This window comes from Tardiphaga sp. P9-11, assembly GCF_008329525.1.
Classification (GTDB): domain Bacteria; phylum Pseudomonadota; class Alphaproteobacteria; order Rhizobiales; family Xanthobacteraceae; genus Tardiphaga.
In genome coordinates this window covers 82,721-108,657 of record NZ_NPKQ01000011.1, presented here as the reverse complement: position 1 = coordinate 108,657, position 25,937 = coordinate 82,721, and the positions used below count along the sequence as shown (strand labels likewise).

Genomic DNA, 25,937 nt, shown 5'->3' with positions numbered 1-25,937 from the left:
GGAACAGCAACGCGGCGGATTCAAGGTGAATCGCCAGGAGGGTTAAAACCAGCGACAAAATACCGCTGCATGAAATTTAGACACAGGGCAATATTTGATTATTATTTGTGCCGCTTGCCGTGTGCATGATCAATTTTTCTGCACAATATTTTGGCGCAGCAAAATTGAGCGGTTGCCTAAATTGGAAACAGATGAGCGATCCCAATTACTTAACGTGTGTTCAGGCGCTGGCACACTTCTTGCGATTCCCCTAATGCGCCGGCCGTGGGGCCGTTCCGCGTCTATTTCGTCTGCGTCAGGGAGAGACCGCATATGATTACCAATTTGACTCATGCAATAGCCAAGCCCGCAAAGGGTAAGGGCCTGACCCGACGCAGCCTGATGGCCGCGGCAACCGGTCTGGCACTGGGCCTGTCGGCATTTTCGCCGGCCAAAGCTGCAGACGACACCATCAAGGTCGGTGTTCTGCACTCGCTGTCGGGCACCATGGCGATTTCCGAAACGACCCTGAAGGACACCGTGCTGTTCATGATCGATGAACAGAACAAGAAGGGCGGCATCAACGGCAAGAAACTCGAAGCCGTTGTGGTCGATCCCGCTTCGAACTGGCCGCTGTTCGCCGAAAAGGCACGCGAGCTGATCACCAAGGACAAGGTCGCCGTCGTGTTCGGCTGCTGGACCTCGGTGTCGCGCAAGTCGGTACTCCCGGTGTTCAAGGAACTGAACTCGATCCTGTTCTACCCCGTGCAATACGAGGGCGAAGAGTCCGAGCGTAACGTGTTCTACACCGGTGCTGCTCCGAACCAGCAGGCGATCCCGGCGGTCGACTATCTGATGAAGGACGAGAAGGTGAAGCGCTGGGTGCTGGCCGGCACCGACTATGTCTATCCGCGCACCACCAACAAGATCCTGGAAGCCTACTTGAAGTCGAAGGGCGTCAAGCAGGAAGACATCATGATCAACTACACGCCGTTTGGTCATAGTGATTGGCAGACGATCGTGGCCGACATCAAGAAGTTCGGCTCGGCCGGCAAGAAGACCGCCGTGGTCTCGACCATCAACGGCGACGCCAACGTTCCTTTCTACAAGGAGCTCGGCAACCAGGGCGTCAAGGCGACCGACATTCCGGTTGTTGCGTTCTCGGTGGGTGAAGAAGAACTCGCCGGCATCGACACCAAGCCGCTGCTCGGCCATCTCGCGGCCTGGAACTACTTCCAGTCGATCAAGAGCCCCGAGAACGAGAAGTTCATCAAGGCCTGGCAGACCTTCACCAAGAATCCGAAGCGCGTGACCAACGACCCGATGGAAGCCACCGTGATCGGCTTCAACATGTGGGTGAAGGCAGTCGAGAAGGCCAAGTCGATCGAGGCCGACAAGGTGATCGACGCACTGCCCGGCATCGAAGCCAAGAACCTGACCGGTGGTACCTCGAAGATGCTGCCGAACCACCACATCACCAAGCCGGTGTTCATTGGCGAAATCAAAGCCAATGGCCAGTTCGACGTGGTCTGGAAGACCCCGGCGCTGGTGGCTGGCGATGCATGGTCGAAGGAGCTCGACGGCTCCAAGGACCTGATCGGCGACTGGGTCGGCAAGAAGTGCGGCAACTTCAACACCAAGACCAACAAGTGCGGCGGTCAGGGTTCCTGATCTCGCTCTGAGGCTTCGTGTTTCCATCACTGCGGGCGTTTGCGTCCGCAGTGATTTCCTCCCGAGACTCCCAAAACTGGGGAAGGCGGTGCGTCCGCCGCCTTCTCTTTTTTCTTCGGCCGGGGTTTTCCAGTGACTGATCTCCTTCATCGTTTCCGTGCGATCGCGCTTGCATTTCTGCTGACCGCCGCGACCGCCATTCCGGCCTTCGCGGGTCCCTTCGAGGATGCCGTCGCCAAATTCGCCAATGATGATTTTTCTGACAGCGACGAGGCGGTGGGCATCATCGCAACCTCAGGCAATCCGCAGGCTTTCGCTGTGATCACCGCGCTGCAGGAAGGTCGGCTCTCCGCCGACCCCGACAGCAAGAAGGTTTATCTCACCGGCACAGATGGCAAGGTCACCGACGCCGCCACCGGCGAGGCCGTCGCTGAAGTGCCGGCCAGTGCTGCCGCCGTGCGCCTCAACAATCGTCTTCGCCGCAACATCGAATCCGCACTCGGCGGGCTCACGCTGATGTCGCCGGATCCCGCCAAGCGGATCGCTTCCGCACAATCGGTGTTCAAGAGCCACGAGACCGCGATGCTGCCGGTGATCGAGACCGCGCTGGAGAAGGAAACCAACAAGACTGCCAAGCAGGCCTTCACCGAGGCCCGCGCCGCGATCCTGCTCTATAAGGAAGATGCGACCGAGGCCGAGAAGATCGAATCCATCGCGGTCATCAAGAGCCGCGGCGATCAGGATGCGCTGGCGCTGCTCACCAGCCTGCCGGCCGACCAGACCGTCGGCGTCGCGCGCAGCGCGGCCAGCGCCGTCACCGCGATCAACAGCCGGCAGACGCTGTGGTCGATCGGCCAGAACGCCTGGTACGGACTGTCGCTCGGTTCGGTCCTGCTGCTCGCCGCAATCGGTTTGGCCATCACCTTCGGCGTGATGGGCGTCATCAACATGGCGCATGGCGAGATGGTGATGATCGGCGCCTATGTCACCTTCGTGGTGCAGGACGTGATCCGTACCAGCTATCCTGGCCTGTTCGATTACTCGCTGTTGATGGCCGTGCCACTGGCCTTCATCGTCGCCGGTCTCCTCGGCATCGTCATCGAGCGCACCATCATCCGCTTCCTCTATGGCCGCCCGCTGGAAACGCTGCTGGCCACCTGGGGTCTGTCGCTGGTGCTGCAGCAGGCGGTGCGCACCATGTTCGGCCCGACCAATCGTGAGGTCGGCAATCCCTCCTGGATGTCGGGCGCGTTCGAACTTGGCCAGATCACCATCACCTATAACCGGCTCTGGATCCTGTGTTTCACCATGGCTGTGTTTGCCATCCTGCTGGCGATGCTGCGCTACACCAGCATTGGCCTCGAAATGCGTGCCGTGACGCAGAATCGCCGCATGGCGGCGTCGATGGGCATTGCCACCTCGCGCGTCGATGCACTGACCTTCGGTCTCGGCTCTGGCATCGCAGGCATTGCCGGCGTGGCGCTGTCGCAGATCGATAATGTCTCGCCCAATCTCGGCCAGAGCTACATCATCGACAGCTTCATGGTCGTGGTGTTCGGCGGCGTCGGCAATCTGTGGGGCACGCTGGTCGGCGCGCTGTCGCTCGGCATCGCGAACAAGTTTCTGGAGCCGGTGGCCGGCGCCGTGCTCGGCAAGATCGCCATCCTGGTGCTGATCATCCTGTTCATCCAGAAACGGCCGCGTGGACTGTTCGCGCTCAAGGGCAGGGCGATAGAAGCATGACGCCGCATTTCCTCACCCGGACCCTCGATCGCAGCGCCACGATCTTCCTGCTGGTCGTCGCTGCCGTCGGCATCCTCATTCCGCTGTCGAACCTGCTGCTACCGGCGGACTCGCCGCTGCAGGTGCCGACCTATCTGATGGCGCTGTTCGGCAAATATGTCTGCTATGCCATCCTCGCGCTCTCGATCGATCTGATCTGGGGCTATTGCGGCATTCTCTCGCTTGGTCACGGCGCCTTCTTCGCGCTCGGCGGTTACGCCATGGGCATGTATCTGATGCGCCAGATCGGCTCGCGCGGCGTCTATGGCAATCCGATCCTGCCGGACTTCATGGTGTTCCTGAACTACAAGGCGCTGCCGTGGTACTGGTACGGCTTCGACATGTTCTGGTTCGCGGCGGCGATGGTGCTGATCGCGCCCGGCATTCTCGCTTTCGTGTTCGGCTGGCTCACCTTCCGCTCGCGCGTGTCAGGCGTGTATCTGTCGATCATCACCCAGGCGATGACTTACGCGCTGCTGCTGGCGTTCTTCCGCAACGACTTCGGCTTCGGCGGCAATAACGGCCTGACCGATTTCAAGGACATCCTGGGCTTCAATATCCAGGCCGATGGCACCCGCGCGGCCTTGTTTGCGCTGAGCTGTCTGGCGCTGATCATCGGCTTCTTTGTCTGCCGTGCCATCGTCACCTCGAAACTCGGCAAGGTGCTGATCGCGGTGCGCGATGCGGAGTCCCGCACAAGATTTCTGGGCTACCGCGTCGAATCCTACAAGCTGTTCGTGTTCACGCTGTCGGCCTGCATGGCCGGCGTCGCGGGCGCGCTCTATGTGCCGCAGGTGGGCATCATCAATCCCGGCGAATTTGCGCCCGCCAACTCCATCGAGGCCGTGATCTGGGTCGCGGTCGGTGGCCGCGGCACGCTGGTCGGCGCGGCGCTCGGTGCCGTGGTCGTCAACTACGCCAAGACGGTGTTCACATCCGGCGCCCTTGCTCCCTACTGGTTGTTCATGCTCGGCGCGCTGTTCATTCTCGTGACGTTGCTGCTGCCCAAGGGGATCATCGGGACCTTCAATGCCTGGTCAGAAAGCCGCAAAGCCCGCAATAACGCGAATGCCGATAGCGCCGCAGCAGAAGATGGCGTCACCAAACCCCATCTGGCGGAGAAGGCGTGATGACCGTGACTGAAACGCCAGCCCCGGCAGCGCCCGCCTCCCATGGGCCTGCCGTGATCGATCCCGTCGTTGCGGCGCGCGAGGCCGAAGCCCGGCAGAAGCGCATCACCTCCGCACAGCTCTATCTCGACGGCGTCCATGTGTCGTTCGATGGCTTCCATGCCATCAACAACCTGTCGATGGTGCTCGCGCCGGGCGAGATGCGCGCCATTATCGGCCCCAACGGCGCCGGCAAGACTACGATGATGGACATCATCACTGGCAAGACCAAGCCGGACGAGGGTGACGTCTATTTCGACGGCATTCACGACCTGACGCTGCTGGACGAAACCAAGATCGCCGAGCTCGGCATCGGCCGTAAATTCCAGAAGCCGACGGTGTTCGAGAGCCAGACCATCTATGACAATCTGCTGCTGGCGCTGAACGTCGATCACTCTGTGCGCGGTACTTTGTTCTGGCGCGGCAGCCGGGGCGAGGCCGAGCGGATCGACAAGGTGCTGGAAACCATCCGTCTCACCGACGCCCGCGACCGTCTCGCCGGTAATCTCTCCCACGGCCAGAAACAGTGGCTCGAAATCGGCATGTTGCTGGCACAGGATCCGAAGCTGCTGCTGGTGGACGAGCCGGTGGCCGGCATGACCGATGTGGAAACGCATCAGACCGCCGAATTGCTCAAAGCGATCAACCGCGACAACAAGACCGTCATGGTGGTCGAGCATGACATGACCTTCGTGCGCGAACTCGGCGTCAAGGTGACGTGCCTGCATGAAGGCACCGTGCTGGCCGAAGGCACCATCGATCAGGTGTCGACCAATGACCGCGTGGTCGAAGTGTATTTGGGGCGCTGACGCATGTTGAAGGTAGACAATATCAGCCTCTATTACGGTGCCGCCCAGGCGCTGCGCGGCGTCACGGTCTCGGCCGAACCTGGCAAGGTGACCTGCGTGCTCGGCCGCAATGGCGTCGGCAAGACCTCGCTGCTGCGCGCTATGGTCGGCCAGCAGGCGATCTCGTCAGGCTCGATCACGTTCGATGGCCAGGACATCTCGACCCTGAAGCCGTTCGAGCGGGCACGGCGCGGCATTTCCTTCGTGCCGCAGGGGCGGGAGATATTTCCGCTGCTCACCGTGGAGGAAAACCTCAAGACCGGCTATGCGCCGCTGAAGCGCGCCGACCGCAATATTCCCGACGATGTGTTCTCGCTGTTTCCGGTGCTGAACTCGATGCTGGGCCGACGCGGCGGCGATCTGTCCGGCGGCCAGCAGCAGCAGCTCGCCATCGGCCGTGCACTGGTGATGCGACCGAAACTCCTGCTGCTCGATGAGCCGACCGAAGGCATCCAGCCCTCGATCATCAAGGATATCGGCCGCGCGATTTCCTATCTGCGCTCGCTCGGCAATATCGCTATCGTCCTCGTGGAGCAGTATCTCGACTTTGCCTGCGAACTCGGCGACAACTTCGCCGTGATGGATCGCGGTGCGGTGAAATACACCTGCGACCGCAGCACGCTCGATCCCGCCGAGATCAGCCGCCAGATGGCGCTGTAACGCGGGCTCAAAGCCGGAGAGTACATGCAGGCTGACAACACCACGCTGTCGTCATCGGCGATCTCATCGCCCTCGGCGATCTTTGCCGCTAACCGTGCCCGTGGCGCGGTGGCGTTCGACGTTCATCTGGTGGAGGGAAAGACGCGCCGCCGTCAGCTGCATGAATCCGGCTCGCTGCGTGTGCGCTTCCCGTCCCCCGAAGACGACGGCCTCTCCGCGATGTTCGTCAACACGGCCGGCGGTGCGGCAGGCGGTGACCGTTTCGATATCGATATCGCGGCCGGCGAGGGCACCAGCCTGACGGTGACGACCGCTGCAGCCGAAAAGGTCTATCGTTCCCACGGACCCGCGGCCGAGATCAACATTGGGCTGAAGGCCGCGGCCGGCGCGCATCTGTCGTGGCTGCCGCAGGAAACCATCCTGTTCGATCAGGCCAGCACCATCAGGCGCATCGACATTGATCTGGCTGATAGCGCGACGCTCTTGCTCTGCGAGATCGTCGTGTTCGGCCGCGCCGCCATGGGCGAGGTGATGACATCAGGACGTTTCCTGGACCGCTGGCGCCTGCGCCGCGGCGGTAAGCTCGTGTTTGCGGAAAACGTGCGGCTGGATGGCAATATCGCCGCGAAACTGGCCAGGCCGGCGATCGGCAATGGAGCCGTGGCCATCGGCACGGCGCTGATCGTGCCCGGCGACGAGACACTGATCGAGCGACTACGCGAAGCCACGGATGGCTCTGGCGGCGAAGTCGGTATCTCCTGCTGGAACGGATTTGCAACGGCCCGCTTCTGTGCGCAAGATGCGGCCAGATTGCGCGCCGACATGATGGCGGTGCTTGGACGATCAGGCGCGATGCTGCCGCGTATGTGGTTGAACTAAACTTACAGAGACCTGCCGATGAATCTCTCCCCCCGCGAAAAAGACAAGCTTCTGATCTCGATGGCCGCCATCGTGGCGCGCCGCCGGCTGGAGCGCGGCGTCAAGCTCAACCATCCCGAGGCCATCGCCATCATCTCCGATTTCATTGTCGAGGGCGCGCGGGACGGCCGCACCGTTGCCGAGCTGATGAAATCCGGCGCCGAGGTCATCACCCGCGCGCAATGCATGGATGGGATCGCCGAGATGATCCACGACATTCAGGTGGAAGCGACATTCCCGGATGGGACGAAGCTTGTCACCGTGCATGAACCGATCCGGTGATGGAGACTGCCGTCATGGCCGACGCCCCGTCGAAGCGCAGCTGGAAGGACCTGGCCGACTTCGACCTGAGCGTGCCCGAGGATGCTCTGGCATTGGTCGAGCGGTTTCAGGGTGAGTGGTACAACGGCGGTCTGTCGCAACTGTTTGCGAACTGGAATCGCGCGGACATCGTGTTGATCCCCGAGGCGCTCAGGATCGTCGGCGCACCCGAGGCGGCGCCGATAGTCGAGGCGGCGATTGCCGAATTTCCTGGTGATCAGGACGACTGGCGCGATCTGGCGCTCAAGGCGATGCTGGATCCATCAAGTCCGCTCGGCAACAGGCTCTGGGATTTGAACAGCCCGCTCGGCGATCATGAGGATGCCATCCAAAAAGCCGTCGTGGCCTACGAGCTCAAACTGAGCGAAGACGAAGATCTGTAAAGGAACGGCCATGATCCCCGGCGAACTCTTCATCCAGGACGGCGAGATCGAGCTCAATGCCGGGCGCAAGACCGTGACGCTCACGGTGGCGAATTCCGGCGACCGGCCGATCCAGGTCGGCTCGCACTATCATTTCTTCGAAACCAACCCGGCGCTGAAATTCGACCGCAAGAAAGCACGCGGCATGCGCCTGGACATCGCCGCTGGCACCGCTGTGCGGTTCGAGCCCGGCCAGACCCGCGATGTGCAACTGGTAGAACTCGCCGGCAAGCGTACCGTCTACGGTTTCCGTGGTGACGTGATGGGGAAGCTCTGACATGCCCGTGAAAATCAAACGCTCCGTCTATGCCGACATGTTCGGCCCGACCACCGGCGATCGCGTACGGCTCGCCGATACGGATCTGATCATCGAGGTGGAGAAGGATTTCACTATCTATGGCGAGGAAGTGAAGTTCGGCGGAGGCAAGGTGATCCGCGACGGTATGGGCCAGTCGCAGGCGACCAACAAGCAGGGCGCGGTCGATACTGTCATCACCAATGTACTGATCGTCGATCACTGGGGCATCGTGAAGGCCGACGTCGCGATCAAAGAGGGCTATATCCATTCGATCGGCAAGGCCGGCAATCCCGACATCCAGCCGGGTGTCACCATCAATGTCGGTCCGGGCACGGACGTCATCGCGGGTGAGGGCAAGATCCTCACGGCTGGCGGCTTCGATTGCCATATCCATTTCATCTGCCCGCAGCAGATCGAGCATGCGCTGATGTCGGGCGTCACCTCGATGCTCGGCGGCGGCACCGGGCCGTCCCACGGCACCTTCGCGACGACCTGTACGCCGGGCCCGTGGCACATCGCGCGGATGATCCAGTCGTTCGATGCGTTCCCGGTCAATCTCGGCATTTCCGGCAAGGGCAACGCGTCGCGCCCGGCGCCGCTGGTGGAGATGATCAATGCCGGCGCCTGTGCGCTGAAGCTGCATGAGGACTGGGGCACCACGCCGGCGGCGATCGACAATTGCCTGTCGGTTGCCGATGATCACGACATCCAGGTGATGCTGCACTCCGACACGCTGAACGAGTCCGGTTTCGTCGAAGATACGATCAAGGCCTTCAAGGGGCGCACCATCCACGCCTTCCACACCGAAGGCGCCGGTGGCGGGCACGCACCTGACATCATCAAGGTCGCGGGTCTGAAGAACGTGTTGCCGTCATCGACCAATCCGACGCGGCCGTTCACCCGCAACACCATCGATGAGCATCTGGACATGCTGATGGTGTGCCACCATCTCGATCCCTCCATCGCGGAAGATCTGGCCTTTGCCGAAAGCCGCATTCGCAAGGAAACCATCGCTGCCGAGGATATCCTACACGATCTCGGCGCGCTCTCAATGATATCGTCGGATTCGCAGGCCATGGGGCGGCTCGGCGAGGTCATCATCCGGACGTGGCAGACGGCCGACAAGATGAAGAAGCAGCGCGGCTCGCTGAAGGAAGACAAGGGCAACAACGACAATTTCCGCGTCAAGCGCTATATCGCCAAATACACGATCAATCCCGCGATTGCGCATGGCGTGTCGAAACTGATCGGCTCCGTGGAGAAGGGCAAGCTCGCTGATCTCGTGCTGTGGTCGCCGGCGTTCTTCGGCGTCAAGCCGGATCTGGTGATCAAGGGCGGCTCGATCGTTGCGGCGCCGATGGGAGATCCGAACGCGTCAATCCCGACGCCGCAGCCGGTGCATTACCAGCCGATGTTCGGCGCCTTCGGCCGTGCGCTGACGCAGTCGTCGGTGGTGTTCACATCCGGTGCTGCAATCGCCGGTGGGTTGGCCAAGAAGCTCGGCACCCAGAAGTCGCTTTATGCGGTGGAAAACACCCGCGACGGCATTTCGAAGAAGAGCATGATCCACAACGGTGCCACGCCGAAGATCGAAGTCGATCCGGAGACCTATGAGGTGCGCGCCGACGGCGAACTCCTGACCTGCGAGCCCGCGGAGGTGCTGCCGATGGCACAAAGGTATTTCATGTATTGATGCCAGAGAACGGAGGTTGCGTGATCCCTCCCTCCAGCGCGGTGGTGGGGTGCTTCCACCGGCGCGGAGCTTGTGGCACCCCCACCCGACCGTGCTGCGCGCGGCCACTCTCCCCGCAAGGGGGAGGAATGAGAAAGCGCCCCCTTCAATCCCCGGCCATTACCTCCTAATGTCCGTCCCGGCAGTCTCAGCCACAACAAGAAAACCGGGAGGACTCCCTTGATTTACGTCGTTGCCACACTGACCGTGAAGCCGGAAGCACGTGCCGAACTCATCGCCGCCGCACAGGCCTGCATCGCAGGGACCCGGAAGGAACCCGGCAATATCGCCTATGACCTGCATGAGAGCGTGACCGATCCGACCAAGATGGTGTTCGTCGAACAGTGGGAGAATGCCGAGGCGCTGGAGCCGCACCGCAAGGCCGATCACTTCAAGGCATTTGGCCGCGTGGCGGCAAATTGCCTGAGCGCGCCGCCGAAGATCGAAGTCATCACGCCCGCCGACGTCACCGTGCGCTGACGGGAGGGAAACAACATGATTTATGTCGTTGCCACCAGCCAGGTGAAACCGGAATGCCGCGATGATTTCATCAAGGGCGCCAAGGAGTGTATCGCTGCCACGCGCCAGGAGAAGGGCTGCATCTCCTATGAGAACCATACCAGTATCCACGATCCCAATCTGTTCGTGGTGGTGGAGCGCTGGGAGACCCGAGAGGATCTCAACGCACACGGCAAGGCCCCGCATATGAAAGTCTGGCGCGAATATTCAGCGCCGTTGAAAGTTGCACCGACCGTCATCGAGATCATCAGTGACGGCAAGGTCGAGAAGTTCTGAGCAGGAAGACAACGGAATGATCCGCGCGACTGAAGTCAAAGGCCAATTCAACTGGAAAGAGGCGGCGGTGGATACCGTCGTCCTCGACTTCGACGACCGACATCGTCGCCGCATGGCGATGACGGGAACGCGCGGACTGGAATTCCTGCTCGATCTCGAAAACGCCACCGCCTTGCGCGGTGGCGACGCCCTGGTGCTGGAAGATGGCCGCCTCATCGAGGTGGTCGCCGCACCGGAGCCGCTCATCGAGATCCGCGGCACCGATCCCGGCCATCTGGTGCGGCTCGCCTGGCATCTCGGCAACCGTCATCTGCCCACGCAGATCATGGCCAAGGGGCTGCGCATCCGCAGCGACCATGTCATCGAGGAGATGGTGAAGGGTCTCGGCGCGCGCGTGATCGAGATCGAGGCGCCGTTCGATCCCGAAGGCGGCGCCTATGCCGCGGCACATGAGCCGGCTGGTCACGACCATCATGATCATGGTCATCACGGTCACGATCATCACGGGCACGATCACGGCAAAGATGATCATGGCCATCATGCGCATGGTCATGCCGAGCATGTCCATGACGAGCATTGCGGTCACGATCATCACCATGATCGCGATCATGCGCATGATCATGACAGCAAGCACGACCACCACGGTCATTCTCATGCTCATGACCACAAATAGGCCAGCGGACAATAGCTCGCTGAACGACTCTCCCGCTTTGTCCGCCGACGAAGGCGCTGCGCTGTATCGGCTGATGACCTGGCTGTCGCCAGCCTTTCCGGTCGGCGCGTTCTCCTATTCCAGCGGCATCGAATGGGCCGTCGAGGCCGGCGACATCACCGATGCCGCGTCGTTGCAGGACTGGCTGTCGGCTATGCTGTCCGATGGCGCGGGCTTTTGCGACGGCGTGTTTCTCGCACATGTGCATCGCGCAGCATCCGATGGCGACGACAAGGCACTGCGCGAGGTTGCCGAACTCGCCAGCGCCTTCGTGCCATCAAGGGAACGTCAGCTCGAAACCACCACGCAGGGCAAGGCCTTCATCGAGATCGCGCGCAATGCCTGGGCACATGAGGGGATGGAGCGGCTGATCGCGGTGTGCGACAGTCCGATTGTCTATCCCGTCGCTGTCGGACTTGTGAGCGCCGCGCATGGTGTGACGCTGTCAGCAACCATGCATGGTTTTTTCCACGCGGTGATCTCGAACTGGATTTCCGCTGGCGCGCGGCTGGTGCCGCTCGGCCAGACCGACAGCCAGCGCGTTCTTGCAGCGCTGGAGTCCGTCGTCGTGGCCACCGGCCATCGCGCGTTGGTCGCATCACTCGACGATCTCGGTGGCGCAACATTCCGCTCCGATATCGCCAGCATGCGTCACGAGACGCAATATACGCGGCTGTTCAGGTCATGATTGATCGTAACTTCAACCCAGAGAGCATTTGACATGTCCAGTTTTCACGGCCCGCTCCGCGTCGGCATCGGCGGCCCTGTCGGCTCCGGCAAGACTGCGTTGATGGACCTGCTCTGCAAGGCCATGCGTGAACGCTACGACATCGCGGCGATCACCAATGACATCTATACGAAGTGGGATGCCGAATATCTGGTGCGTTCGGGCTCGCTGACGGCGGACCGGATAGCGGGCGTCGAGACCGGGGGCTGCCCGCACACGGCGATCCGAGAGGACGCGTCGATGAACCTCGCGGCCGTCGCCGACATGCGCGTGAAGTTTCCCAATCTCGACATGGTGCTGATCGAATCCGGCGGCGACAACCTGGCGGCGACCTTTTCGCCTGAATTGGCCGATATCACCATCTATGTCATCGACGTCGCGGCCGGCGACAAGATCCCCTCCAAGGGCGGCCCGGGCATCACGCGTTCGGACCTGCTGGTGATCAACAAGATCGATCTCGCACCCTATGTCGGGGCCTCGCTGGAAAAGATGGAAGTCGACGCCAAGCGGATGCGCGGTGTCAGGCCTTTCGTGATGACCAATATGAAGACCCAGGACGGTCTGGATCGGATTATCTCATTCATTGAGACGAAGGGTGGGCTCAAGGCGAAGGCGGTGGCTTGATACTTGAGTTCAGGACCTGAGCCCTTCATATCTCGTTGGTTATAACGGTGATCCCGCTGGCACCCGACAGGGCATTGCGCTTAAGTCATTTCGTTAAGCCTGTTTCCCTAGATTTACCCGGTCCAAAGTTATTTCCAGAAGGCTGGAACCAATTCGTTCCAGCGTGATTGGCATATTCCCGAGCCGCTGAACCGGCAGCAACGTCTCCTATTCCGAGTAACCGCGTGGTCCGGCTTGGCTTTATCATCGCATTACTGGCACTGGGCGGAGTTCTGTTCTCCGGCCTTGCGGCCTATCGCGTGCATGACCAGGAACTGGCGATCGAGAATATCGCGCTTGGCCGGGCCGTGGATATCCATGCCAGCCTGGTCCAGGAGCGCCTGACCGAGCGCGAATTGCTGGCTCGGGTTGCAGCCGGGCTATTTCGTGCCCCCACGGTCATGAGGGCCAATATGCTGCAGCCGTTGCGGGCCTCGATCTACGCCTTCAAGACCGATTTCGCCATCGCCGGATGGATCGCTCGTCTGCAGCCGAATGAATTGCCGGCCGCCAGCGCGGAGCTGGCCCGTGCCGGCTACCGCAATCCCACGATCCGCAACTACAATGACGATCGTCTCGATGCCAAGGTGCTGGAGCAGCCGCTGGACGTGCTGATGGATGTGGAGCCGCGCAATTCCGTCACCGAAGGCTTTGCCGGTCGTGTCCTGAATTTCTCGCCCGTCACAGGGCCAACGCTGGCTCGCGCCATGAACGAGGACATGCCGGTAGCCTCCAGCCCCACGCCGCTGCAGCAGCCCGATGGACCGCTGGGATTGGTACTGGTAACGCCAGTTGTGCCCGAAGGCGATCCCGCGCCGGCCGGCTTCGTGTCGTTCTCCTATGAACTTGGGCCGCTGATGCTGGCCAATGACGAGATGTCATTGTTCTCGGTGGCGCTGAAAGATCCACGCGTCGCCGATGGTGAAATCGTCGCTGACGACGATGGCAGGGTAACGGCGCGCCCATTGGTGGCGAATGGTCCTGCGCTGGCAGTCCTGCGCACGGTTTCGTTCGGCGGGCGTGACTGGTCGCTGGGCTATTATCCGAAGGTCAATACCGAGCTGCGCGCGCAGCGCATCGCGATCATCGTCGGCGGGGTCGGCCTCGCGCTAACGGCCATCGTTTGCGGGCTGTTCGGCTATGTGTCCTATGCCAATTTGCGGTTGCGGCGCGAGGTGGAGACCCGCATCGGCTTCGAACGTCGCCTGACCGCCGTCATCGACGAGCTAAATCATCGCGTGAAGAATATCCTGGCAGTGATCCAGTCCATCGTGACGCGCACGCTGCGTCACGGCTCCGATGTGGACAGTGCGCGAGATCTCCTGATCGGCCGTATTCACGCGATGTCGAATGTCGTGTCGCTGCTGAGCGAGAGCCAGTGGCAGGGCGTGCAGCTCAAGGGTCTGTTCGAGGCACGCGCGATTCCGCATGCGGATCGCATAGCTGCCACCGGCCCTGATATTGTGGTCAGCGCGCGTGCGGCGCAGAGCCTGTCGCTGTTGTTCTTTGAACTCGCCTCGCATTCAGACGAGGGCCTGTCGCTGGTCGGCAAGCATCCGCATATCGTTGCATATTGGGAGATTACGGGCCCGCCGCCGGACGGGCAGTTCAATTTCCGCTGGGAAGAGTTCAACACCAGCGAAGCAACACGGCGGCCGGACAGCGATTTCGGTCTGGTGCTGCTGGACCGCGTGGCGCCGGAAGCGCTGGGTGGCACGGCGAAGCGTTACTTCACCGACGTATCCTACGTCTATGAACTGACGGCGCCGGTGGAGACGGTGATCGACATGACGGAGCGCGACCGGACAGAGGCGCTGGCGAAGCCGATCAGGTAATTGATCCCCTTTGCCGATTGGGCGGTTTCCCTCACCAGGCTTACGGGGGAGGTGAGTACGCATATAGTGGCGGAGCAATTGGCTTCCGTTGACCCAACAAAAAAGCCGGCGTTTCCGCCGGCTTTCGTATTCTTCGTATGTCTCACTGTGCCTGTTAGTGCGCAACTTCCAGCGTGGCCGCTTCCGCGCGGGCGATGGTGGTCTTGACCGCGGTCTGCACCTTTTCAAAGGCGCGGACTTCGATCTGACGGACACGCTCGCGCGAGACGCCGAACTCGCTGGCGAGATCTTCCAGCGTCATCGGTTCGTCGGCGAGGCGACGCGCCTCGAAGATACGCCGTTCCCGCGGGTTGAGTACACCGATGGCGCCGCTCAGCGCCTGACGGCGATGATCGAACTCCTCGTGCTCCGCCAGGACGGCTTCCTGGTTCGGCGAGTTATCGACCAACCAGTCCTGCCATTCGCCGGCTTCGCCGTCGTCACGGATCGGTGCGTTGAGCGACGCGTCGCCACCGAGGCGGCGGTTCATGTCGATCACGTCCTGTTCCGTCACGCCGAGACGTGTGGCGATGATCTTGACCTGGTCGGGACGCAAATCGCCTTCGTCCAGGGCGGAAATCTTGCTCTTCGCCTTACGCAGGTTGAAGAACAGCTTCTTCTGGTTCGCGGTGGTGCCCATTTTCACGAGCGACCACGAACGCAGGATGTACTCTTGAATCGACGCCTTGATCCACCACATGGCATAGGTGGCCAGGCGGAAGCCCTTCTCCGGCTCGAACCGCTTCACGGCCTGCATCAGACCGACGTTGCCTTCCGAGACAACTTCGGAGATCGGCAGTCCGTAGCCGCGATAGCCCATGGCAATCTTGGCGACGAGCCGCAGATGGCTGGTTACAAGGTGATGCGCTGCGTCGCGATCGTCGTGCTCGCGCCAACGCTTGGCGAACATGTATTCCTGCTGAGGTTCCAGCATCGGAAACTTGCGGATCTCGGCAAGATAATGCGAGAGGCCGGATTCTCCATTGAGAACCGGAAGTGTAGCTGTACGGGCCATTTTCGCGCCCTCCAGTGGTTCAGACCCCCGATAGCGGCGGGCCAGGCAGCGAGCGCTTTGTTAAAGCCGCCCTGGCTGCGATGTTCCGCGTCTCATCTGACGCAGGTGCAACATACACCCTACTACAAGCGTATTGAAAGTGAATTCGCTGTCACGTTCCTGTGTCGCCTATATAAGCCATTGTAAAAACTAACTTTTTTGTATGCATCTGCGTCATTCTGGCACGGCCATATGGGTCCGTAAAACCGCCAGATCGTGAGGAAGAGCGCTGGTCCATTCGAGAATCTCGCCTGTGCGAGGGTGCTCCAGTGCCAGCAAATAGGCGTGAAGCGCCTGCCGGTCGAGCGCTTCCAGTGCCGCGCGGCTCTTGACGCCCAGCGAGCTCGCCTTGGTCTTGAAATGCGAGCCGTAGACCGCATCGCCCATCAGCGGATGCTGGATGTGCGCCAGATGCACGCGAATCTGGTGCGTCCGGCCCGTCTCGAGCTGGCAGGCCAGCAGGGTGGCGATCGGCTTGCCGTGGCGATCGGGGAATTCCTGCAGCACTTCCCAATGGGTGACAGCGTCCCGACCGCCTTCGCGGACCGCCATCTTCTCGCGGGCGTGCGGATGCCGGTCGATCGGCGCTTCCACAGTGCCGCGCGGGCGGTTCGGAATGCCCCAGGCAAAGGCCATATAGCCGCGCCGCATCTCGTTGGTGCGGCCGTGATCGGCGAATTGCGTTGTCAGCGACTGATGCGCGGCGTCGTTCTTGGCGACCACCATCAGACCCGTGGTGTCCTTGTCCAGCCGGTGCACGATGCCCGGGCGCTTGACGCCGCCGATCCCCGACAGGCTGGCGCCGCAATGGGTGATCAGCGCATTCACCAGCGTTCCGGTTTCGTGGCCGGCGGCGGGATGCACGACGAGGCCTTTGGGCTTGTTGATGACGATGATGTCCTCGTCCTCGAACACGATATCGAGGGCGATATCCTCGCCTTCCGGCTCCGGCGCGATGGCGGGCGGAACGTCGATTGTGATCGTATCGCCGGCAGCGACATGATAAGCGGGGTCGCGCACGGGGGTGGGGTCTTGCGAAGACCGGGTGATCGTCACCTGGCCGGCGAGGATCAGCGCCTTCAGCCGGGAGCGCGACAAAGCCGGGCTGCGCACGGCGAGCACGCGATCGAGCCGGGTCGAGCCTTCGTCGCCCTGCACCGTGACATCCAGCCGTTGATCGTTCATTCCGTAAAGCCTTACCTGACAGAAGCGTGTTGCTTCGAGAGCCGTGAATTAAGAGACGAGTATTTGCATGACCCAGCCCGCCGCCGATAGCGCGCCCGAACCGACCCTTGAACAGGCCGTCATGATCGCGCGCGTCCGCCGCATGATGCTGATCGCGGGCCTGACCACCGCTCTCGGCGTCGGCGCGCTGCTCGTTGTGATCGGCTACCGCCTTTTCCGTACGGATGGAAGCACCGTGACGTCCGCCGCGACCGCCACCCTGCCGAAAGGGGCGAAAATCCTCTCCACCGGGGTGGCCGGGGACCGTATCGTGCTGACCCTGGACGTCGGTGGCTCCACTGAAATCCGCACGTTCGATGCCAAAAGCCTGAAACCCACGGGAACACTGAAATTCGCCAGCGAACCATAGGTTTGCCAGCCCTCCTCAGGTTCGTCTACGAGCCATAACCATATAAGTGGGCGAGGGGGTCGTGGCATCTTGCAGCCACCGCCATTCCCGGCTATCCCCTCCCGCGCACGCTCCGTTCGTCTAACGGTTAGGACATGGCCCTCTCAAGGCTAAAATAAGGGTTCGATTCCCTTACGGAGCGCCAAGCATCATCTAAGCCCAAGCATCATCTAAGCCATTGAAGAGCTGAAAACTCTGAGCGATCATAAGCTTAGAGAGGCCACCTTGCTACACAATCGTAGCCTTCAAAAAGGCGGTCCAGAATGATGGCTTTGAATTATATGCAGCGGCGTGCATCGGGCACCTACGATGTCTGCCGATCATGCTCACGCCTACGGTGAATTCGCCCATTACGGAACCATCGCGTGTGAATCGAACGGCCGTGAAGCCTGAGTTGGCGTGTCGTTGAATCCGGTGGAGAGCGACCGTGCCGCAGCAAAACCGCCGAGACTGACGCTATTGATACATGCCTCCGCGCCTTCGCAAACGGCGATATCCGCTCCATTGGAGCCGATAAGCCGCGCGGCATCGCCGATGGCCTGAATTCACTGCAGCGCAGGTCATCACTGGCGCTCCGAGCCGGGATGACAGGCGAGTCTAGCGCCAGATCGCGCGCATCCGCGAATTGATGTCGATGCGGACGCCCTGTGCCGCTGCGCGTGCGGGATCGACCGCAGTCACTTGCGGCCAGGTGGTGCGTTCGAACAGGTCGAGCAGCGTTGCCGGGATGAACCGTGTGCGTGACGCATAGACGTGGCGATCGCCCTGCGCATGTTGCCCATGGGTGAAGAAGCGCTGCGGCACCATCAGATGCAGATCATCCTTGGCACGCGTCATCGCCACATACAAAAGCCGGCGCTCTTCCTCGATCTCGGCGGACGTCCCGGTGCCCAGATCCGACGGCATGCAGCCATCGACCACATTCAGGACATAGACCGATTTCCATTCCTGCCCCTTGGCGGAATGAATCGTCGAGAGGATCAGATAATCTTCATCGAGCAGCGGCACGCCGGACTGATCGCTGGTGGCGTCCGGCGGATCGAGTGTGAGTTCGGTGAGAAAGCGTTCCCGCGACGGATAGCCTGAGGCGATCGCTTCGAGCTGGATCAGATCGGCGCGTCGCGTCAGCGAATCTTCGTGAATGCGATCGAGATGCGGCTCGTACCAGCGTCGCGCCAGCTCCAGTTCGGCGGGCCAGCCGGAACGGCGTGACTTTATTTCGCTGATGAGTTCGACAAAGCCGCGCCAGTCGGCGGCCGCGCGCGGCGGCGCCGGTGCATGCGTCAGCGCATCGATCGGATCCGGCGCCGCGATCATGTGATCCAGCGCGCGCTGTGCGGACGCCGGGCCGACGCCGGGCAGCAATTGCATCAGCCGGAAGCCGGCAACGCGGTCGCGTGGGTTTTCAACGAAGCGCAGCAGCGCAAGCATGTCCTTCACATGCGCGGCGTCGAGAAACTTCAACCCGCCGAATTTGACGAATGGAATGTTTCGCCGCGTCAGTTCGACTTCCAGGGATCCGCTATGCGACGACGTCCGAAACAGCACGGCCTGTTCCTTGAGCTTCATGCCGCCTTCGCGATTGTCGAGCACATAAGCGACGATGGCGCGGGCCTGATCGGTCTCGTCCCTGATCGTGACGAGCTGTGGCTTGGCGGATGACTCGCGGTCGGTCCAGAGGTTCTTGGTGAAGCGCTCGCGTGCGAGATCGATCACGCCATTGGCCGCTGCCAGAATCGGCTGTGTCGAGCGATAGTTGCGGTCGAGCGTGATGATCTGTGCCGGCGGGCTGAACTGCCTGGGGAAATCCAGAATGTTGCGCACGGTGGCGGCGCGAAACGAATAGATCGATTGCGCATCATCGCCGACGACGGTGAGGCCCGCGCCGTTGGGCTTCAACGCCATCAGGATCGCCGACTGCAGACGGTTGGTGTCCTGATATTCGTCGACCAGCACGTGGTCGAACCGGCCGCCGATGTCGTCTGCGAGCAGCGGCTCGCTCGCCATCTGCGCCCAGTACAGCAGCAGGTCGTCGTAATCGAGCACGTTCTGCTTTTGCTTGGCCTCGACATAGCCGGCGAATAGCTCGCGCAGTTCGGCGGACCATGCCGCGCACCACGGATAGGAGGGGCCGAGCACCTGATCGAGTTCGGTTTCGGAATTGACGCAGCGGGAATAGATCGCGAGGCACGTGCCCTTGGTCGGGAAGCGCGTCTCGGTCCTGGAGAAGCCGAGCTCGTGCCGGACCAGGTTCATCAGGTCGGCGGAATCCTCGCGGTCGTGAATGGTGAAAGCGGGATCAAGTCCGATTTGTTCGGCATAGTCGCGCAGCAGCCGCGCGCCGATGCCGTGAAAGGTGCCGGCCCATGTCAGCGCGCCGGTCATGATGCCGGCATTGTCGCCCACCACCTTGCGGGCGATGCGTTCGACGCGGCGGCTCATTTCGCTGGCGGCACGGCGGGAGAATGTCATCAGCAGGATGCGGCGCGGATCGGCGCCATTGACAATCAGATGCGCGACGCGATGGGCCAGCGTGTTGGTCTTGCCGGAACCGGCTCCGGCAATGATCAGCAATGGTGGCGCAGGTGACGCGGTACCGTTCCCAAGCGGGAACACGCCATGCTCGACGGCGCGGCGCTGTTCCGGATTCAGGGCGTCAAGATAGGCAGCTGGGGCGAGCACGGGGCGTATCCGAGGTGACGAATCACGCTCGCTGATTCCCGCTTTGTTCGCAATGGAAGAGCGCGCGCCGAAGCGCGCCGCTGGAAGAATTACGACGCCCGCACTTCGCGCAGGAACACATCGACCTGCGTGCGGAGGTCTTCGCCATTGCGCGAGAGGTCCCCGGCCGATTCCACCACGCGCGATGCGGCAAGGCCGGTCTCGCGGGCGGCGTCGTTGACGCCGGCAATGTTTTGCGAAACCTCGCCGGTGCCGCGGGCGGCCTCGGCGACGTTGCGCGCGATCTCGAGCGTCGCCGCGCCCTGTTCCTCGACGGCGGCGGCGATGGTGCTGGCGATTTCGCTGACGCGGCCGATGGTCGAGGTGATGTTCTGGATCGAATCCACCGAGAGCTTGGTGGCGCCCTGGATGGCGCTGACCTGGGCCGAGATTTCGTCTGTTGCCTTCGACGTCTGGGTGGCCAGCGCCTTCACTTCGGAGGCGACCACCGCGAAGCCGCGCCCGGCTTCACCGGCACGGGCCGCTTCGATAGTGGCGTTCAGTGCGAGCAGGTTGGTCTGCGCCGCGATCTCGCTAATCAGCTTGACGACATCCCCGATCTTCTGCGCTGCTTCGGCAAGGCTCTGGACTTCGCCATTGGTAACATTGGCCTGCGATACCGCATCGCCAGCGACACGGGCGGACTCATTGACCTGCTGTGCGATCTCGCTGATCGAGGCGTTGAGCTCCTCGATGGCAGCGGCGACAGCCTGTGCGCTCTGCGTGGCTTCTTCGGACGCTGCCGCGACGGCCGCAGTCTGTCGGGTCGATTCCTCGGCTGTGGCCGCCAGCGTCTGTGCGGTGTTGCGCAATTCTCCAGCGGCCGAGCCGACGGCGTTGACCACGGTGCCGACGCCGCTCTCGAAGCGCGAAGCGAGCGCGTTCATGGTGTCGCGGCGATCGTGCTGGGCACGCTCGCGCTGTTCTTCCTGCGCCGCGCGCAACTGCTCCGTCTCGATCAGGCCGGTCTTGAAGATTTCGACCGCACCGGCCATCGAGCCGATCTCGTCCTTGCGGCCGGCGCCCGGCACGGCAATCGTGTGGTTGCCGCCAGCGATCGTGCGCATGGCAGCTTCGAGCGCGCGGATCGGCTTTGCCATCGAACGACCCATCCAGGTTGCGATGGCGCCGGCGAGCAGTAGCACGCAGGCTGAAATGATACCGAGCCAGTTGAGCGACGAGCGCATCAGGCTGTGGTATCCGCTGGTATCGCGGGTGATTTCAAAGACGGCGATGTTATCGCCGGAAAAGCTCTTGATCGCGCCGAACGTGGTGGCGACAGGCTTGTTGTCGAGCTCGCTATACTGGGTCACGATCTCGCCGGCTAGCGCGCGACGCAGCGTCTCGACGCTTGGCGCAGTGGCTTTCAACGTGGAAGCCAGCGTCTTGCTGGCCTGGCCATCGATCTGGTGGATGCCGACTTCGACACCGAAGCGCGACTTCATGGTTTCGACGAAGGTCTTGCCGAACGGTGCGCCGACATCCACCGTGCCGAGAATGGTGTCACCATCCATCGCTGGAGCTACGCCGAAGACGTTGAGTGCATCACGGCCAGGTTCGATGCCGCCGACCGCCTTTTTGCTGGTCATCGCCTGCACCACCATCTTGCGGCGCTCGGAGACATTGTCTCCGAAGGTGCCGGGATTGTGGATGCGGGCGAAGCTGATGGCAGGCGGTGTTTGGATCGTGATCAGTTCGAGGCCGCGCGGCTTGATGCGCTGATGGGTCTCCTTCAAATTCGCGAGCGCAGCGACACGATCGTTCGCCTTGATGGCGTCCTTGATCGGCTGCGACGAAGCGATCGACTCGGCAACCGCGAGCAGCGTTCGCGTTTCGGCATTCAGCGCTGCTGTCAGATTGGCGTAGTCGTCATGCGCCTCGCGATTGAGGGCGGTATCGATGATCGCCTGTTGCTGCCACATGCTGAAGGCCGCAAGCGCGCCGCACGATCCGGCAGCGACCAGCGTGATGGCAACAATCATACGTGCTGAAATAGAATTAAGCGCTTGCATCGATATGCCCCTTGGGCCGCGGCAAGCAATTCTGCTGCGGCACTCATATTCCCGACCTAGAAATAGGGAAGCCGAGTGAAGGAGCCCTTAATTACCTTTGGGTTGCAGGCGTTGTGGTATCATGATCCCATTATACCGCAGCACACAAAGACATCGGGCAATGCCAACGCCGGCCGCGCTTGATTGTGCGTGACCACTGGAACTTACGTGTTGGTGCCAGGGCGCCCACAGCGTCAGAAACGGATCTGCGCTATCCATTGCAGAGCGCCACTTTCAGCACCTCCCGTAAACGACCTGCAAGTTCTGCCTTACGGTATGGCTTCGCGAGGATTACCGATCCATCGCGAAGCCGACCGTGCGCCGTCAATGTCTCCAAAGCATATCCCGACGTCAGTAGCACTCTCAAATCGGGCCGAGCTTGGCGCGTGTGGAGCGAGGCTGATCCGGCACACGCGACGTTCTGGTTGACTATTCGGGCAACCCTCACCGAGGAACTGTCCGGGGTCGAGCAAACCGACGACGGCGTCCTTGTTCGGACAGGACTGTCAGCTTGATACGTCCGTTCAGGATGTAGCAAACAGAAGCTGCCGTCTCACCCCGACAGAAGATGTTCTGGTTCTTCTTGTAGTCGGTCGTAACCTTTCCGATGCCGGAACAGGTCAGAAAATGCCGGGGAGGTCGTAGTTACGTCGTCGGATTCACCGCCCTGAAATAACTTCCATCCATTTTGCTATGCAGGTCAACATACAGATCGTCTGATCATGATCACCACACACGCTGCTCTCGAATTGCGAGGGTTAACGAAACGTTTCGATAGGCCTGCCGTCGATGGGCTCGATCTCACGGTGCGCGCCGGTGAGTTCTACGCGCTGCTGGGTGCCAACGGCGCTGGCAAGACGACAACATTGCGCATGGTCGCGGGATTGCTGCGTCCCGATGCTGGATCGGTTTCCATACTTGGTATCGACGCGCTCGGCGATCCGGTGGCTGCGAAGCAGATCATGGCCTGGGTCTCCGACGAGCCGATGATCTATGACAAGCTGACGCCGCTCGAATATCTCGAGTTCGTTGCCGGTCTATGGGGCTGCGATACTGATGTGGCAGAGCGCAGGTCGCACGAATTGCTTGCATCGCTCGGTCTCGGTCCACATCTGCACGAGCGATGCGAAGGCTTCTCCAAGGGTATGCGTCAGAAGGTGGCACTGGCCGGCGCGCTGGTACATGAGCCCCAACTGATCATTCTCGACGAACCTTTGACCGGGCTCGATGCCGTGTCGGCGCGCCATGTGAAAGGTCTGCTCCAGAATCGCGTGCGCTCCGGCTGCACTGTCATCATGACCACGCATATTCTTGAAGTCGCCGAGCGCATGGCCGACCGGATCGGCGTGATCGCCGCAGGCAGGCTGATCGCCGAAGGTACGCTTGCCGAATTGCGCCAGCAGAACGGACAGGCCGATACCAGCCTCGAGGACATGTTCGTGGCGCTGGTGGACAGCGCGCCGGTTGCCGCATGACGTCATCCGCCAGCGTGACGTGGTTTGCCGGCCACGAGGTCCGGTTGGCATGGCGCGAGATGCTGGGCATGCTGACGGCGGGTCGTCGCTGGCGTCCGCGTAGCGTTTCGCTCTTGCTGATTGTTTTCGTGATCTTCCTGCATCTACCGGCCTATGCAGTGGTTGGCCGTTTTGCAGACGTGCAGACGCCGCTCGATCAATCGACGGCCATCGTCATCACTGCAAGTATCTTCCTCGCTTGGGCGCTCGTCCTGTCGCAGGCCATCGAGTCCGTTACCCGTGTATTTTACGCGCGCGCCGATCTCGATCTCATCATGTCGTCACCGGCGCCGCTTACCAACCTGTTCTCCGTCCGCATCGCCGCGATCGCATTGACCGTGACCCTGATGGCGATGTTGCTGGCGACGCCCTTCGTCAACGTACTGGTGATCGGCGGAGGCGCGCGCTGGTTCTCCGCCTATGCCGTCGTCATCGCCATGGGCCTTTCCGCGTCTGCATGCGCGATCGCCATCACCGTCGGGCTGTTTCAGCTCTGCGGCCCTGCGAAGACACGGCTGGTCGCGCAGATCATTTCGGCGGTGACCGGCGCAGGCTTCGTCATCGCATTGCAGGTCGCGGCGATTCTCTCTTACGGCACGCTGTCGCGTTTCGCTGTGCTGACCTCCGATGCCGCAGCCGCCTTTGCGCCCGACGCTGACAGCGTGGTGTGGTGGCCCGCGCGCGCAATGCTCGGCGATATCGCAGCACTGGTGCCACTGCTGGCAGCCGGATTGATCCTGCTCGGGATCGCGATGGCGATCTTTTCGCCGCGTTTCAGCAATTATGTGGCCAGTGCCGCACCTTCGGCGCAAGCTCGTCGCAAGAAAGTCGCAAGACCGTTCCGGACGGGATCTCGACGTAAGGCCTTGCGGCGTAAGGAGTTTGTCCTGTTGTGGCGGGATCCGTGGCTGGTCTCGCAAACCCTGATGCAATTGCTGTATTTGCTCCCGCCGGCCTTGATGCTGTGGCGCAGCTTCGGCGAGGGCGCAGGCGCGTTCATCGTGCTTGCGCCGGTGATCGTGATGGCTGCCGGTCAGCTTGCCGGGGGCTTGGCCTGGCTGACGATCTCCGGTGAAGATGCTGCGGATCTGGTCACGACCGCACCGCTCCCCGGAAATACGATCATCACGGCCAAGGTCGAAGTCGTGCTCGTGATCATTGCCGTCGTGTTCACGCCAATGGTCGCAGGTCTCGCGCTCGTCTCACTGCGGCTGGCTGCGGTGACGGCATTGGCAACTGTCGTGGCGGCAGCCTCGGCGACGGCTATCCAGCTCTGGTTCAGGGTGCAGGCGCGGCGCAGCCAATTCAGGCGACGTCAGACGTCATCGCGTATCGCGACCTTTGCCGAAGCTTTCTCGTCGATCGGCTGGGCCGCGACTGCTGCACTGGCACTGGTGCTGCCGATTGCCTCTGTGATCGCGGGCGCCATCACGGCGGGCCTCATGGCGCTGACATGGAAGATCAGTCCTGTCAGGACCTGAGACAACAAAGCCGCCCGCTGACACGAGTGGCTTTGCAATTGCCAAATGCCTTTAAACGATGATCAGGCCACCATCCACATCGGTGCGACGGCAGGGCTGGCTTCGCTAAAAACCTCTTCCGTAACTACCGTAAAGCGAACCAGCGGTGTCGGGCCGAAATTGGTGGAGATCGCCACGTCAGCGGCATCGCGGCCGCGGGCCATCACGATGCGCCCGATGCGCGGATGATTGTGACGCGCATCGAATGTGTACCACTTGTTTACGAGATAGACTTCGAACCATGCGCTGAAATCCATCGGCGCAGGATCGATGGGCACGCCGATATCACCGAGATAGCCGGTGCAATAGCGTGCCGGAATGTTCATGCAGCGACACAGCGTAACGGCCAGATGCGCGAAGTCACGGCAGACGCCGATGCGCTCTTCATGACCTTCGAACGCGGTGCGATCGTTGCGGGCATGGTGATAGCCGAACTCGATGCGCTGATGCGCGTAATCGACAATGGCCTGAACGCGCGCCGCTCCGTCCTCGATATGGCCGAACAGCGACCAGGCGAGATCTGAGAGTTTCTGCGTGTCGCAATAGCGGCTGCCGAGCAGGAAGACCATCACGTCATCGGGCAGTTCTCCGACCGGTTGCAACGGCCCCGGTGGCGGTGCCGCGTCCGGCAGTCCACTGTCGAAAATCAGAAAATCGTTCTTGATCTCGATCAGTCCTGGCGGCGCGACGATGCGCGTGCAGGTATTGCCGAACATGTCGAGATAGTCATGCGCCTGCACGTCGTGAGAGAACTGGATGCTGTGCGGGCTCTGCAAATCCTTCACGCGCGAAGGATGGATGCTGAGCATCAGTATCATGGGCGTTTCCTGGGCACACTGGAAAGCGATGTCGTAGCCCGCGCGAATCTGCACC

Annotated in this window: 24 protein-coding genes, 1 tRNA gene and 1 pseudogene; 20 read left to right on the top strand and 6 right to left on the bottom strand. The window is 61.6% G+C overall.

What is annotated here, in order from left to right; genetic code table 11:
• Nucleotides 1-381 precede the first annotated feature (381 nt).
• From urtA to CIW50_RS25605, 16 genes are all read left to right on the top strand, one after another.
• Nucleotides 382-1,650 (top strand): urea ABC transporter substrate-binding protein, encoded by a 1,269-nt coding sequence (gene urtA, locus CIW50_RS25680; RefSeq protein ID WP_502707543.1) that lies wholly within the window; start codon nucleotides 382-384, stop codon nucleotides 1,648-1,650.
• A 132-nt stretch (nucleotides 1,651-1,782) separates the two neighbouring features.
• Entirely contained in the window at nucleotides 1,783-3,393 is a 1,611-nt protein-coding gene (gene urtB / locus CIW50_RS25675) for an urea ABC transporter permease subunit UrtB (RefSeq protein WP_149533993.1), read from the top strand.
• Nucleotides 3,390-4,562: an urea ABC transporter permease subunit UrtC gene (gene urtC / locus CIW50_RS25670; protein ID WP_149533992.1), complete on the top strand. Its 1,173-nt coding sequence runs from the start codon at nucleotides 3,390-3,392 to the stop codon at nucleotides 4,560-4,562. The genes urtB and urtC overlap by 4 nt, the downstream gene beginning before the upstream one ends.
• Entirely contained in the window at nucleotides 4,562-5,410 is an 849-nt protein-coding gene (urtD, locus tag CIW50_RS25665) for an urea ABC transporter ATP-binding protein UrtD (RefSeq protein ID WP_149533991.1), read from the top strand. The genes urtC and urtD overlap by 1 nt, the downstream gene beginning before the upstream one ends.
• Before the next feature lie 3 nt (nucleotides 5,411-5,413).
• Nucleotides 5,414-6,109, top strand: coding sequence for an urea ABC transporter ATP-binding subunit UrtE (urtE, locus tag CIW50_RS25660; protein WP_068733931.1), 696 nt, complete (start codon nucleotides 5,414-5,416; stop codon nucleotides 6,107-6,109).
• Nucleotides 6,110-6,133: 24 nt separating this feature from the next.
• Nucleotides 6,134-6,988 carry an urease accessory protein UreD gene (locus CIW50_RS25655; RefSeq protein WP_149533990.1) on the top strand — a complete coding sequence of 285 codons (855 nt, stop codon included), beginning with the start codon at nucleotides 6,134-6,136 and terminating at the stop codon, nucleotides 6,986-6,988.
• A gap of 18 nt (nucleotides 6,989-7,006) precedes the next feature.
• Entirely contained in the window at nucleotides 7,007-7,309 is a 303-nt protein-coding gene (locus CIW50_RS25650) for an urease subunit gamma (RefSeq protein WP_068733936.1), read from the top strand.
• A gap of 14 nt (nucleotides 7,310-7,323) precedes the next feature.
• On the top strand, nucleotides 7,324-7,731 hold the full coding sequence (locus CIW50_RS25645) for a DMP19 family protein (protein WP_172980467.1): 408 nt from the start codon (nucleotides 7,324-7,326) through the stop codon (nucleotides 7,729-7,731).
• 10 nt (nucleotides 7,732-7,741) lie between these two features.
• Nucleotides 7,742-8,047, top strand: a complete 306-nt coding sequence (locus tag CIW50_RS25640) for an urease subunit beta (protein WP_116663917.1) — start codon at nucleotides 7,742-7,744, stop codon at nucleotides 8,045-8,047.
• Between the two features lies 1 nt (nucleotide 8,048).
• Nucleotides 8,049-9,761, top strand: a complete 1,713-nt coding sequence (gene ureC, locus CIW50_RS25635) for an urease subunit alpha (RefSeq protein ID WP_149533988.1) — start codon at nucleotides 8,049-8,051, stop codon at nucleotides 9,759-9,761.
• A 219-nt stretch (nucleotides 9,762-9,980) separates the two neighbouring features.
• Nucleotides 9,981-10,280: a putative quinol monooxygenase gene (locus CIW50_RS25630; protein WP_149533987.1), complete on the top strand. Its 300-nt coding sequence runs from the start codon at nucleotides 9,981-9,983 to the stop codon at nucleotides 10,278-10,280.
• Between the two features lie 15 nt (nucleotides 10,281-10,295).
• Nucleotides 10,296-10,595 carry a putative quinol monooxygenase gene (locus tag CIW50_RS25625; protein WP_149533986.1) on the top strand — a complete coding sequence of 100 codons (300 nt, stop codon included), beginning with the start codon at nucleotides 10,296-10,298 and terminating at the stop codon, nucleotides 10,593-10,595.
• A gap of 16 nt (nucleotides 10,596-10,611) precedes the next feature.
• On the top strand, nucleotides 10,612-11,268 hold the full coding sequence (locus CIW50_RS25620) for an urease accessory protein UreE (RefSeq protein WP_149533985.1): 657 nt from the start codon (nucleotides 10,612-10,614) through the stop codon (nucleotides 11,266-11,268).
• A complete protein-coding gene (locus tag CIW50_RS25615) occupies nucleotides 11,249-11,995 on the top strand; it encodes an urease accessory protein UreF (RefSeq protein ID WP_149533984.1) in 747 nt (248 codons plus the stop codon). The genes CIW50_RS25620 and CIW50_RS25615 overlap by 20 nt, the downstream gene beginning before the upstream one ends.
• A gap of 33 nt (nucleotides 11,996-12,028) precedes the next feature.
• Nucleotides 12,029-12,658, top strand: coding sequence for an urease accessory protein UreG (ureG, locus tag CIW50_RS25610; protein WP_149533983.1), 630 nt, complete (start codon nucleotides 12,029-12,031; stop codon nucleotides 12,656-12,658).
• Nucleotides 12,659-12,882: 224 nt separating this feature from the next.
• Nucleotides 12,883-14,532, top strand: coding sequence for a CHASE domain-containing protein (locus tag CIW50_RS25605; RefSeq protein WP_149533982.1), 1,650 nt, complete (start codon nucleotides 12,883-12,885; stop codon nucleotides 14,530-14,532).
• Between the two features lie 154 nt (nucleotides 14,533-14,686).
• On the opposite strand, the gene rpoH is transcribed toward CIW50_RS25605, so the two are convergent.
• Both rpoH and CIW50_RS25595 read right to left on the bottom strand, forming a co-directional pair.
• Complete coding sequence (rpoH, locus tag CIW50_RS25600) at nucleotides 14,687-15,586, bottom strand: RNA polymerase sigma factor RpoH (RefSeq protein ID WP_149533981.1); 900 nt, start codon at nucleotides 15,584-15,586, stop codon at nucleotides 14,687-14,689.
• A 213-nt stretch (nucleotides 15,587-15,799) separates the two neighbouring features.
• Complete coding sequence (locus CIW50_RS25595; RefSeq protein ID WP_149533980.1) at nucleotides 15,800-16,810, bottom strand: RluA family pseudouridine synthase; 1,011 nt, start codon at nucleotides 16,808-16,810, stop codon at nucleotides 15,800-15,802.
• Between the two features lie 67 nt (nucleotides 16,811-16,877).
• Here CIW50_RS25595 and CIW50_RS25590 point away from each other — a divergent pair, with 67 nt between their 5' ends.
• On the top strand, nucleotides 16,878-17,219 hold the full coding sequence (locus CIW50_RS25590; protein WP_149533979.1) for a hypothetical protein: 342 nt from the start codon (nucleotides 16,878-16,880) through the stop codon (nucleotides 17,217-17,219).
• Nucleotides 17,220-17,328: 109 nt separating this feature from the next.
• Nucleotides 17,329-17,403, top strand: a tRNA-Glu gene (locus tag CIW50_RS25585).
• 197 nt (nucleotides 17,404-17,600) lie between these two features.
• Here CIW50_RS25585 and CIW50_RS25580 read toward each other — a convergent pair.
• The 3 genes and pseudogenes from CIW50_RS25580 to CIW50_RS25570 all read right to left on the bottom strand — a co-directional run.
• Nucleotides 17,601-17,837, bottom strand: a pseudogene (locus tag CIW50_RS25580) (beta-ketoacyl synthase N-terminal-like domain-containing protein); the annotation flags it as partial.
• 18 nt (nucleotides 17,838-17,855) lie between these two features.
• Nucleotides 17,856-19,940 (bottom strand): ATP-dependent helicase, encoded by a 2,085-nt coding sequence (locus CIW50_RS25575; protein ID WP_149533978.1) that lies wholly within the window; start codon nucleotides 19,938-19,940, stop codon nucleotides 17,856-17,858.
• Between the two features lie 89 nt (nucleotides 19,941-20,029).
• The gene (locus tag CIW50_RS25570) at nucleotides 20,030-21,991 is read right to left on the bottom strand and encodes a methyl-accepting chemotaxis protein (protein ID WP_149533977.1); all 1,962 of its coding nucleotides are present in this window, start codon (nucleotides 21,989-21,991) and stop codon (nucleotides 20,030-20,032) included.
• 761 nt (nucleotides 21,992-22,752) lie between these two features.
• On the opposite strand from CIW50_RS25570, the gene CIW50_RS25560 reads away from it, so the two are divergent.
• Nucleotides 22,753-23,505 carry an ABC transporter ATP-binding protein gene (locus tag CIW50_RS25560; RefSeq protein WP_149533976.1) on the top strand — a complete coding sequence of 251 codons (753 nt, stop codon included), beginning with the start codon at nucleotides 22,753-22,755 and terminating at the stop codon, nucleotides 23,503-23,505.
• Nucleotides 23,502-25,025 carry a permease gene (locus CIW50_RS25555; protein WP_149533975.1) on the top strand — a complete coding sequence of 508 codons (1,524 nt, stop codon included), beginning with the start codon at nucleotides 23,502-23,504 and terminating at the stop codon, nucleotides 25,023-25,025. The genes CIW50_RS25560 and CIW50_RS25555 overlap by 4 nt, the downstream gene beginning before the upstream one ends.
• 62 nt (nucleotides 25,026-25,087) lie before the next feature.
• Here CIW50_RS25555 and CIW50_RS25550 read toward each other — a convergent pair whose 3' ends face one another.
• A complete protein-coding gene (locus CIW50_RS25550) occupies nucleotides 25,088-25,936 on the bottom strand; it encodes a transglutaminase-like domain-containing protein (RefSeq protein ID WP_149533974.1) in 849 nt (282 codons plus the stop codon).
• Between the last annotated feature and the right edge of the window lies 1 nt (nucleotide 25,937).

What these genes read in the sequence shown, in the direction of transcription:
- urtA (WP_502707543.1), top strand. Translation starts at nt 382, where the DNA reads ATGGCCGCGGCAACCGGTCTGGCACTGGGCCTGTCGGCATTTTCGCCG.
- urtC (WP_149533992.1), top strand. Translation starts at nt 3,390, where the DNA reads ATGACGCCGCATTTCCTCACCCGGACCCTCGATCGCAGCGCCACGATC.
- urtD (WP_149533991.1), top strand. Translation starts at nt 4,562, where the DNA reads ATGACCGTGACTGAAACGCCAGCCCCGGCAGCGCCCGCCTCCCATGGG.
- urtE (WP_068733931.1), top strand. Translation starts at nt 5,414, where the DNA reads ATGTTGAAGGTAGACAATATCAGCCTCTATTACGGTGCCGCCCAGGCG.
- CIW50_RS25655 (WP_149533990.1), top strand. Translation starts at nt 6,134, where the DNA reads ATGCAGGCTGACAACACCACGCTGTCGTCATCGGCGATCTCATCGCCC.
- CIW50_RS25650 (WP_068733936.1), top strand. Translation starts at nt 7,007, where the DNA reads ATGAATCTCTCCCCCCGCGAAAAAGACAAGCTTCTGATCTCGATGGCC.
- CIW50_RS25645 (WP_172980467.1), top strand. Translation starts at nt 7,324, where the DNA reads ATGGCCGACGCCCCGTCGAAGCGCAGCTGGAAGGACCTGGCCGACTTC.
- CIW50_RS25640 (WP_116663917.1), top strand. Translation starts at nt 7,742, where the DNA reads ATGATCCCCGGCGAACTCTTCATCCAGGACGGCGAGATCGAGCTCAAT.
- ureC (WP_149533988.1), top strand. Translation starts at nt 8,049, where the DNA reads ATGCCCGTGAAAATCAAACGCTCCGTCTATGCCGACATGTTCGGCCCG.
- CIW50_RS25625 (WP_149533986.1), top strand. Translation starts at nt 10,296, where the DNA reads ATGATTTATGTCGTTGCCACCAGCCAGGTGAAACCGGAATGCCGCGAT.
- CIW50_RS25620 (WP_149533985.1), top strand. Translation starts at nt 10,612, where the DNA reads ATGATCCGCGCGACTGAAGTCAAAGGCCAATTCAACTGGAAAGAGGCG.
- CIW50_RS25615 (WP_149533984.1), top strand. Translation starts at nt 11,249, where the DNA reads ATGCTCATGACCACAAATAGGCCAGCGGACAATAGCTCGCTGAACGAC.
- ureG (WP_149533983.1), top strand. Translation starts at nt 12,029, where the DNA reads ATGTCCAGTTTTCACGGCCCGCTCCGCGTCGGCATCGGCGGCCCTGTC.
- rpoH (WP_149533981.1), bottom strand. Translation starts at nt 15,586, where the DNA reads ATGGCCCGTACAGCTACACTTCCGGTTCTCAATGGAGAATCCGGCCTC.
- CIW50_RS25595 (WP_149533980.1), bottom strand. Translation starts at nt 16,810, where the DNA reads ATGAACGATCAACGGCTGGATGTCACGGTGCAGGGCGACGAAGGCTCG.
- CIW50_RS25590 (WP_149533979.1), top strand. Translation starts at nt 16,878, where the DNA reads ATGACCCAGCCCGCCGCCGATAGCGCGCCCGAACCGACCCTTGAACAG.
- CIW50_RS25570 (WP_149533977.1), bottom strand. Translation starts at nt 21,991, where the DNA reads ATGCAAGCGCTTAATTCTATTTCAGCACGTATGATTGTTGCCATCACG.
- CIW50_RS25560 (WP_149533976.1), top strand. Translation starts at nt 22,753, where the DNA reads ATGATCACCACACACGCTGCTCTCGAATTGCGAGGGTTAACGAAACGT.
- CIW50_RS25555 (WP_149533975.1), top strand. Translation starts at nt 23,502, where the DNA reads ATGACGTCATCCGCCAGCGTGACGTGGTTTGCCGGCCACGAGGTCCGG.